Here is an 8,995-nt window from a genome sequence, read left to right as displayed (position 1 = left end):
GCGCCCGCTCCCACAGGTACGGCGCATTCCTTCAGCTGATGGGGTCCCTGTGGGAGCGGGTTCACCCGCGAAGCAGGCGACGCGGTGGATGGCACCGGCTGCGCCGGTGTTCGCGGGCGCGCCCGCTCCTACAGGTATGGCGCATTCCTTCGGCTGGTGGGGGCCCTGTGGGAGCGGGCATGCCCGCGAAGCAGGCGACGCGGTGGGTGGCACCGGCTGCGCCGGTGTTCGCGGGCGCGCCCGCTCCCACAGGTACAGCGCATTCCTTCGGCTGGTGGGGTCCTTGTGGGAGCGGGCATGCCCGCGAAGCAGGCGACGCGGTGGGTGGCACCGGCTAGGCCGGTGTTCGCGGGCATGCCCACAGGTAGGGCGCATTCCTTCAGCTGGGTAGCGAGCCCCACAATCTCAGCTTTGGCGCTGAGCCCAGGGGTACTGCAACTCCCACTGCCACGCGTGCCGCACAATCGATTCCAGCGTGGCAAACTCCGGCCGCCAGCCGAGCATGCGCATGGCCTTGCCGGCATCCGCCACCAACCGGGGCGGGTCGCCCGGGCGGCGGGGGGCATCAAGGGTGCGGATCTGTCGGCCGGTCACCGCCCGGGCCGTATCGATCACCTGCTGCACCGAAAAGCCCAGCCCATTGCCCAGGTTGAACGCGGTTCGCTCGCCACCCGCCAGCAGGTAATGCACCGCCAGCGCATGGGCCGCCGCCAGGTCGGCCACATGTACATAGTCGCGTATGCAGGTACCATCCGGCGTGTCGTAGTCGCGGCCAAATACCGTTACCGCATCACGCCGGCCCGAAGCGGCCTGCAGAATCAACGGAATCAGATGGGTTTCCGGGTCATGGCGCTCTCCCAGCTGGCCTTGCGGGTCTGCGCCGGCTGCGTTGAAGTAACGCAGGCATACCGACTTCAAGCCGTAGGCCCGGTCGAAGTCCTCGAGAATCTGCTCGACCATCCATTTGCTCAACCCGTACGGGTTGATCGGCCCCTTGGCATGCGTTTCGTCGATCGGCACGTACTGCGGGTTGCCGTAAACGGCTGCGCTGGAAGAAAACACCAGGTGTCTGATACCGGCATTCACCATGGCCTGCAGGAGGGAAAGGGTGGCCGAGACATTGTTCTGGTAATACTTGCCGGGCACGCTGACTGACTCGCCCACCTGGATGAACGAGGCAAAGTGGAACACGGCGTCGAAACGGCAAACCCCGAACAGCACATCCAGGGCGGGTTCGTCGGCGATGTCCAGTTTCACCCACTGGACGCCGGGGCCGGGCGAGACCAGGTCCGCCACCACCACCTCATGGCCCGCAACGAGCAAGTGCTTGACCATGTGCGAGCCAATGTAGCCTGCGCCACCGACAACCAGAAACTTCATCCATGCCTCCTGGACTCTGCTGTTGTACAGCCGCGCTTTTCAGCTACAGGTCTGTGGTGAGGGTAGATGGCCATATACCCTATTTCAAGAACAGCCAGTTGGACATGTACTTGCCGTCGAACGTGATGCTGTAGTGCCCATCCTGGTAAGCCATCGGTAACGGTTTCAACTGTGCCTGCGCGTCCCGGGCGAACAGTTTCAGGCCAGCAGGCGCCTTGATGCTCAAGGTGCCGGCAAGCGGCTCGACGTTGAACGGTGTCTTGTAATCGGCCTTGGGCACGGCACGGGTACCCAGCGACAGCAGCAGTTCGCGTGACTGGCCCAGGGGCTTGCCGTCCAGGCTTTGCACCACGACGCTGGCATACGGCGTTCGTGCTTGCACCTGGATGGCGCCCAGGCTGATCGAGCGACCTCCCAGCCAGCCGGTGGCGGCCTGGGTCAGCGGTGTGTCGATGGTATAGATGCCCTGTTGCCAGTTGCGCTTGAGCTCGCCCGTGTCGCTGACCGCTTCCATGGCGTCGGCTGGCAGCAAGGATTGCCCCGGGTCCTGCAGTACCTGCGCACCGGCAGGGATGGCGGCGGGCTTCAGCCAGGGCAACTCCGGCGTCTGTGGCAGGGCGATCTGCAGTTGGCCCTTTTCCATGGCCGTGCGCAGCAGCGCTGAAGTGCGCGGGGTGATCTCCTGGTTGTACAGGGTGGCGGGTGTCGGCGCGAACACATAGCGGGTCGTGGCCGGCTTCACGTCCGCGCGGCGATAGAGCAGGGCGGCAGCGGGCAGGGTGGCGATCATCGCCGGGTCGTTGTACGCGTGCCAGTTGTCCGCCGTGCGCCAGCCTGGGTTGAAGGCCTGCTGGCTGTAGGCGTACTGCAGCATGGCGTCCCAGCCCTGGTGGGCGGCGGTGCCGGCCACGTACAGCGGCAGTGAGTGGCGGTCGGGCAGCGGGAAGGGTTCGGCGTTCCACTCGGAGACGGTCAGCGGCTTGCCGACTACCTGGGCGGCGGCGAGCCAGTCGATCATGCCGTCGCTGGTCAACGGGTTCTTCTCCAGTTGCCCATTGGCAGCGTAGGCATGGGCATCGATGACATCGCCTGCGGTCAGTGCCGGCAGCGCGCTCAGGCCATTGCCGCCCCAGGTACTGGTGGTGGCAATCGGTACTTTCACGCCGAGGCCGCGCAGGTGGCTGATCATGTCGGCGTTGAAGCGCTGTTCCAGGTCGTTGAGAAACAGCTTCGAAGGGCCATGCTCCCAGGCGCGCCAGGTGAGGTCGGTGGGCAGGTCGTATTGTTTGGCGAAGGCTTTGGCCGCTTCCATGTAGCGCTCGCTGTGGTGCGGCACATCCTTGTTCGGCATCAGGGCGTTGCCATAATGCTGGGTGAGGTCGTTCTCATTGGTGAGCAATACGGCAGCGATGGCCGGGTCGTCCTTGTAGGCCAGGCCGGTGTATTCGTTCACATGGGTCAGGTACTGCTCGGCAAAGCGTTTCATCGCTTGTTGGATACTGCGGTTCACATAGGCGTAACCCTTCAGGTCGACGTGGTTCTCGCCCTTGGCCAGTTCCTTGAAGTCATCGATGTTGTCATTGACGGTAAGTGCCCGCTGCACGTGCAGGTCCAGCCAGATGTAGATGCCCTCGTCCTTGAGCGCGTTGATCCACAGGTCGAGCTTGCGCAGCGATTCGGCACTGAGCTGCTGGGTATCGCGCACCAGGGTGCCGTCGCCAAACACGTTCGGGCTGACCCAGGGCGAATCGTGATGGTGCAAACGCACCAGGTTGAAACCCAGTGCCGACAGGCGCTTGGCCTGTTGGCGGATTTCCTCGTCGGGGCTCTTGAACAGCGAATAGGCGGACAGATTGGTGCCCCAGAAGCGCACCGGGGCGTTGTTTTCGAACATCAGCTGCTCGCCGACGGCCTTGACGAAGCCGTGCTTGCCGGCAGGCTTTTCCGCAGCGTTAAGGAATGAAAGGTCCACTGGCGAAGTGCGCCAGTCCAGTTGGTCGTCGGGCCAACCGGCGGGGTCGGCCAGGCCGAAGCGTTCGCTGGGCGTGGGCCCCAGCTCAATGTCGCCGGCAATGTTCAGCATTGCCTTGATCTGCTGCCGACCGGCGTTGATCGGGTCGCTGTAGATGAATGCACGCAGTTCGGACGGGTTGCCGCGCTCGAAATACACCTTGGTCAGCGGCGGGTCGAAGCGCATTTCGATGCGCCGGCCCTGGTCAGCCTTGCCCCACGACCAGCCACGGTTGCCGGGCAGCAGCTGCGGGGCGCCCATCTCGCCGGCAATTTGCGCAGGGTCGAACTCGAACACCATGCCGCCGCCCATCACCCCCGCCTGGCGGCTATGGGCGTCGAGGTCGAAGGCCCAGCTCAGGGTTTGCGCCTGCTCCTTGCGGATATCCGCCGTGAGGTCGAAGTCCAGCTCCTTGTTCTTGCCCTGCAGCGTGTAATGGTAGGGGCCTTTGACCTTGAACGTGGTGGAGAAACCGGTCCAGCTCCAGTTGGCTGCCCAGAAGTCGAACTTGGCTTTCATCACCGGCCCACCGCCGCGGGTCACCATGGGCAGGCCGTTCTGTTCATCGACACTGACTTGCCACGCCGATGCCCAGCCGGTGAGCGGCAGCAAGGCCAGGCCGGCAATGGCCGAAACCCGCAGCAGGGTTTGAAAACCCCGGCTGCGCAGGGGGAACAGGCTCATGAGTGTCACCTTGGTTGAAGGCCGGGGTCGGCCAGCGCGATGGCCTGGCTGTTGTGCAGCCTGCGGACCATCTGGATGTAGGCCACGCCCAGCCCGGCGACAGTCCAGTACACCACCGGGATGAAGGTGATGCTGCTGACGGTGAAGATGATCACCAGGATGCCGATCAGTGTCGCCAGCAATGCCCGGCCGAGCTGGCGTTGTTCGTCGTCCTTGTCGGGGAAACTGCGCATGGCCTTGCGGATGCCGTGCAGTACGGTGGCGAAGAACGCCACGAACAGGCCAAGCCCGACCAGCCCTACCCGCAGCGCCAGGTTGATGTAGGTGTTGACGATGTCGATGATGCCTTCACCCTGGATCATCGATTGCATTTCCGGGGTGTTGCGGAAGTCGAACGAGCCGAACAGCGGGTTGCGCTGGATGACGATCCACGAGTTGTCCATCAGCCTCGCGCGGTAGGTGATGTTCTCTTTATCGAGGTTGCCAATGAACGGCAGCATGTCCAGTACCTTGTCGCCACCGGGCACGATGGTCAGCAAGGGCAGGGCCAGCACGCCGGCCGCGGCGAGCAGCGCCAGGCGCCTGACCGCACCTTTGCCCAGGGCGATGAACACCACCACGATGACCACGGCGCCGATCCACGGGCCACGGGACAGTGGCGCGAACAGCCCGGCGGCCAGCAGCAGGGCGCCCAGCGCCCGCTGCAGGGGGCGGCGCACGTAACCCTGGACGAACAGGAACAGGCCGATGGCCACGCTCATCACATAGCCCAGGGCAATCGCCTGCCCGGTGGTGACGCTGGCGCGCAGCGAACCGCCACGGCTCAGGTAGCCGGACATGCTCCACGGTACGCCCATGGCATCGACCAGGGCGCTGTACAGCAGCCAGTGGCGCACGTACTCGGCCACGCCGATCAGGGCCAGGACGAAGGAGGCAAGCACGAAGGCCAGCAGGGTGTCCTTGAAGTCGCTGATCTGGCGCAGGCCACGGCTGGCCACGTAATACGGCAGTAGCACGTCGACATACAGGTACAGCGTCTGGCGCAGGGTGTCGGTCAGGGTGGTTTCGCGCAGGTACAGCACGCTCATCAGCAGCAGGCCGGCCGCCAACAGCCTGTCGGGCCAGGTGCGGCCGAAGCGCAGGGTGTCGCCCTGCCGGCGCAGGGCCAGTGCCGCCGGCAGCAGCACGCACAGGGTCAGCAGGCGGATATGGTTGAGGTCGACCAGGTAATTGACCACGCCAAACCCGGGCACCTGCACCGAAGCCGGCGGGACCAGGAACAGCAGCGTGTAGAACAGCGCCATGGGGTTGTGTTCGCGGCGCCCGGCGATGTACAGGATGACGGCGCCAGCACCCAGGTACAGCCAGAAGCTGTGCGAGAAGAACGCCAGCAGGGTAAGCAGGAACCACAGGTTGCGCCGGCGCTTGAAGTCGCTGAGCGGGATCAGGTCGGTGGCAGGCCGCTGCGCCAGCAGGAAGACCACGCTCGCCAGAAACAGGATGACGATCAACGCACGAAAATGTTCAGGCATTGGCTATGTGCACCTTTGCGTCGGTGGGCAACGGCTAGCATCGTGGCTGATTGAAACTATAGTGACCTTTTAGCCAATCGGTCAGAGATCGACGCCATGCCGTCGATTGTGACGCTGGCCCCGGGGACTGGCGGTAATGCGGCTTGTCGGGTAAATCTTTCAAAGGTGCAGGTCACTGTGTCATGGGGAAGCTTACTTTTTGCACTGCGCAAACGGGTCGTAGAGGATTTCTTCAGAGTTGCGTGTTGCTGGGGGTTGGTGGTTTGGTGTTCGCTGCTACGCCCGCCGTTGCCAGCCAACCTGCCGGCAGGCCCGGGTTCGTGGTGATCAACGGCTGGGTATTGCCGTCTCGCTACTTCCGGAACGAACACCCATGATCAAGGATTATCAGCAGCAGAAGGCCCTGCGCGACAGTTACGATGTCTGCATCATCGGTGCCGGCCCCGCGGGCATCACCCTGGGGCTGCGCCTGGCCGCAGCGGGCTGGAGCGTACTGCTTGCCGAAGGTGGCGGGCGTGAATATTCGGCGAACTCGCAAGCCTTGTACGCTTGTGCATCCACTGGCCTGGAGCTGTACGCCGGGGAGGCTCGCCTGCGTTACCTGGGCGGCACATCCAACCATTGGGCCGGCCGTTGCCGGCCGTTCAGCCCCTCGGATTTCGCCGTTCCCCCTATTGGCGACCTGCCTGGCTGGCCCATTCCCTATTCGGAGATAGCAGGCTACCTGCCTGCTGCCATGGATATCGTCGACCTGCCGCCCGGGTCGGATTTTCACGCGTTGAATGCTGGCCTCGACGGCGGAGAATTCGAGCCAGACCGCTTTCTGCTCAGCCCGCCCACGCGTTTTGCGCAAAAGTACGGCACGGCCCTGGAACAGACCCAAGGCCTGGACGTGTTCATCAACTGCAATTGCGTGAACCTGGAGTTCGACCAGGCCTCCGGCCACCTGGCCGCAGTCGTACTGTCCGATTACGCGTGCAATCGCCAGCGCCTGGTTGCGAGAAACTTCGTGCTGGCCACCGGTGCCATCGAGAATGCCCGGCAACTGCTCAACAGCGAGTCGTTGCTGGCGGCGGGGGTCGTGAGCAAGGACGGGCTGGTCGGCCGGTGTTTCATGGAGCATCTGAATATTGACCTTGGCACTTTCATCCTCAAGTCGGGGCTGGCCCCCGAGCCGCGCGAGTACTACACCACCGATGCCTTCGTTGACGAATACAAGGCAGGTAAAGGCAATGTCAGGGCCGCCTTGCTGGCCGATGTACAAACCTATGGTCGTACTGCCGAGGTGAAGCATTTTCTGGAGAACCTGGCCTGCGACATGGGGGTCGCCAGCAAGATCGCCTTCGTGACCAAGTTCAGTTGCCCCGGTGACGGTGTCATCAGCACCATGATCGAGCAGTTCCCCAACCTGCGCAGCCGCATTTCGCTGCTGGACGAGAGGGACGCACTGGGCGTGGCCAAGGTCAATGTCAACTGGGCCCTGAGCGCTGATGACCGGCACACCATCAAGTGCATTGGCAGCGAACTGGCCAAGCAGTGGGCGGACATGAACCTGGGGTTCATCAAGCTCAATGACTTCGTTTATGACACCTCGATACCGCTGAAGCTGTCGCCACATGCCCACCACATGGGTACCACGCGCATGGCGTCGTCGGCGCAGTTCGGTGTTGTCGATACCAACTGCAGGGTGTTCGGTACCGAAAACCTTTACATCGCCGGCAGCAGCATCTTTGCCACGGGCGGTGCCTCCAACCCGACCATGCCGCTGCTGCAGTTTGCGGTACGCCTGGCCGACCACCTCGATGCCAGGATGAGCGCGGCCAGGGAAGCCGTGGTGTGACGAATGTTGTGCTGATGCTGCAAAGGCGCGGGGACTTCTTCGAGGGATGGCAACAATGGCTAGCAAACCTGTGGACGTCATGGTGGTCAACTTCAACACGGCCAGGTTGCTGCAGCCGATGTTCGATGCGCTGCGCCGGGCCGACAGCGAACGGCTGGCCAGCTACCTGGTGGTGGACAATGCCTCGGTCGATGACTCGCTGCAGCGCATGGCCGAGGTGTGCCCGCAGGCGCTGCTGCTGAGCAACAGGCAGAACGTGGGGTTCGGCCGAGCCAACAACCAGCTGCTGGCGCACCTGAAGGGCAAGTACGCCTTGCTGCTGAACACCGATGCTTTCGTCGCCGCCGACTCCCTGCAGAAAACCCTCGACTACATGGAAGCCCACCCGGAGTGCGGGGTGCTGGGGGTGCGCCTGGAGGGCCGCGACGGCGACCTGCAGCCCAGTTGCCGCTACTTCCCCACACCGCTCAACGTGTTCGTCGGGCGTACCGGGCTGGGGCGCTTGTTCCCCGGCCTGAAGATGGTCGACGAAATGAACTGGGACCACGCTTCGGTCCGCGAGTGCGACTGGCTGCCTGGCTGCTTCTACCTGGTGCGCCGCGAAGTGCTCGACCAGGTGGGCCTGTTCGACCCGCGCTACTTTCTTTATTACGAAGAGGTCGACCACTGCAAGCGGGTGAAGGCGGCAGGCTGGAAGGTGGTGTTCTACCCGCATACCACGGTGGTGCACATCGGTGGGGAAAGCTCCAGATCGGTGGCCGAACTTGAGGCGGCCAGCCGGCAGATTTCGTCATACCAGATCGAAAGCGAGCTGCTGTACTTCCGCAAGCATCACGGGCTGGCGGGCCTGGCCCTGCACATGCTGCTGGTCACCTTGGGCGACCTGGTGCTGGCACTCAAGGCGCTGTTGAAACGACGCGGCCGGGGCGCGATACAGGCCTGCTGGCGTCACTGCCGGGCGACCTGGTCTCTGTTGTTGAAGACCCGGTACGCCAGCCAACCGACAAGGTAGGTGGAGCCATGTTCGAGAATATTCGTGCCGACCTGCGTGCCCACGGTGGCGACTGGGGCGCCCAGGGCTTCTGGGTACTGCTGGTGTACCGCTTCGGCCGCTGGCGCTATGGGGTGCGCCCGGCACTGCTGCGCAAGCTGTTTTCGCTCATCTACAAGGTCCTGTTCAAGTTCGTGCAGATCATCACGGGTGTGGAGTTGCCGTGCGAGGTGGTGATCGGCCGCAACTTCGTCATCGACCATTTCGGCGGCATCGTCATCAGCGGCTATGCCCGCTTTGGCGATGACTGCCGCATCCGCAATGGGGTGGTGGTGGGCCTGAAGAACGTCGACGAGCCGATTGCACCGGTGTTCGGCAACAACGTCGATATCGGCACCGGGGCCAAGGTGCTGGGTAGCATCCGTATCGGCAACGACGTGATCATTGGCGCCAATGCCGTTGTGCTGGTGGATGTGCCGGACAATTCGCTGGCGGTTGGGGTGCCGGCCATCATCAAGGCCAGGCAACCGGCCGCCACGGCGCCCGTCGAGTGAGGC

The 8,995-nt window shown here is 63.6% G+C and carries 6 protein-coding genes; 3 read left to right on the top strand and 3 right to left on the bottom strand.

Annotation, left to right across the window (positions count from 1 at the left end):
• Positions 1–405 precede the first annotated feature (405 nt).
• The 3 genes from galE to RYH74_RS15840 all read right to left on the bottom strand — a co-directional run bounded on the left by galE (position 406) and on the right by RYH74_RS15840 (position 5,607).
• Positions 406–1,380, bottom strand: coding sequence for a UDP-glucose 4-epimerase GalE (gene galE / locus RYH74_RS15850; RefSeq protein WP_317409718.1), 975 nt, complete (start codon positions 1,378–1,380; stop codon positions 406–408).
• A gap of 79 nt (positions 1,381–1,459) precedes the next feature.
• A complete protein-coding gene (locus tag RYH74_RS15845) occupies positions 1,460–4,075 on the bottom strand; it encodes a cellulase family glycosylhydrolase (protein WP_317409717.1) in 2,616 nt (871 codons plus the stop codon).
• Between the two features lie 5 nt (positions 4,076–4,080).
• Entirely contained in the window at positions 4,081–5,607 is a 1,527-nt protein-coding gene (locus RYH74_RS15840; RefSeq protein ID WP_317409716.1) for an O-antigen ligase family protein, read from the bottom strand.
• Positions 5,608–5,980: 373 nt separating this feature from the next.
• Here RYH74_RS15840 and RYH74_RS15835 point away from each other — a divergent pair, with 373 nt between their 5' ends.
• Genes RYH74_RS15835 through RYH74_RS15825 form a run of 3 tightly spaced genes read left to right on the top strand, consistent with a single transcriptional unit; the run spans position 5,981 to position 8,992 of the window.
• Positions 5,981–7,447: an FAD-dependent oxidoreductase gene (locus tag RYH74_RS15835; protein ID WP_075045156.1), complete on the top strand. Its 1,467-nt coding sequence runs from the start codon at positions 5,981–5,983 to the stop codon at positions 7,445–7,447.
• 55 nt (positions 7,448–7,502) lie between these two features.
• The gene (locus RYH74_RS15830; protein WP_075045157.1) at positions 7,503–8,459 is read left to right on the top strand and encodes a glycosyltransferase family 2 protein; all 957 of its coding nucleotides are present in this window, start codon (positions 7,503–7,505) and stop codon (positions 8,457–8,459) included.
• Between the two features lie 8 nt (positions 8,460–8,467).
• Positions 8,468–8,992, top strand: coding sequence for a serine O-acetyltransferase (locus RYH74_RS15825; protein ID WP_075045158.1), 525 nt, complete (start codon positions 8,468–8,470; stop codon positions 8,990–8,992).
• The last annotated feature ends 3 nt before the right edge of the window (positions 8,993–8,995 follow it).

It is taken from the genome of Pseudomonas sp. LSJ-87 (assembly GCF_032971465.1).
In the GTDB taxonomy this organism is placed as follows: Bacteria; Pseudomonadota; Gammaproteobacteria; order Pseudomonadales; family Pseudomonadaceae; genus Aquipseudomonas; species Aquipseudomonas putida_Z.
This window is presented reverse-complemented; position numbering and strand designations above follow the sequence as displayed.

Bases quoted from the DNA above. Each gene is read 5' to 3' on its own strand.
- galE (WP_317409718.1), bottom strand. From the start codon at position 1,380: ATGAAGTTTCTGGTTGTCGGTGGCGCAGGCTACATTGGCTCGCACATG.
- RYH74_RS15845 (WP_317409717.1), bottom strand. From the start codon at position 4,075: ATGAGCCTGTTCCCCCTGCGCAGCCGGGGTTTTCAAACCCTGCTGCGG.
- RYH74_RS15840 (WP_317409716.1), bottom strand. From the start codon at position 5,607: ATGCCTGAACATTTTCGTGCGTTGATCGTCATCCTGTTTCTGGCGAGC.
- RYH74_RS15835 (WP_075045156.1), top strand. From the start codon at position 5,981: ATGATCAAGGATTATCAGCAGCAGAAGGCCCTGCGCGACAGTTACGAT.
- RYH74_RS15830 (WP_075045157.1), top strand. From the start codon at position 7,503: ATGGCTAGCAAACCTGTGGACGTCATGGTGGTCAACTTCAACACGGCC.
- RYH74_RS15825 (WP_075045158.1), top strand. From the start codon at position 8,468: ATGTTCGAGAATATTCGTGCCGACCTGCGTGCCCACGGTGGCGACTGG.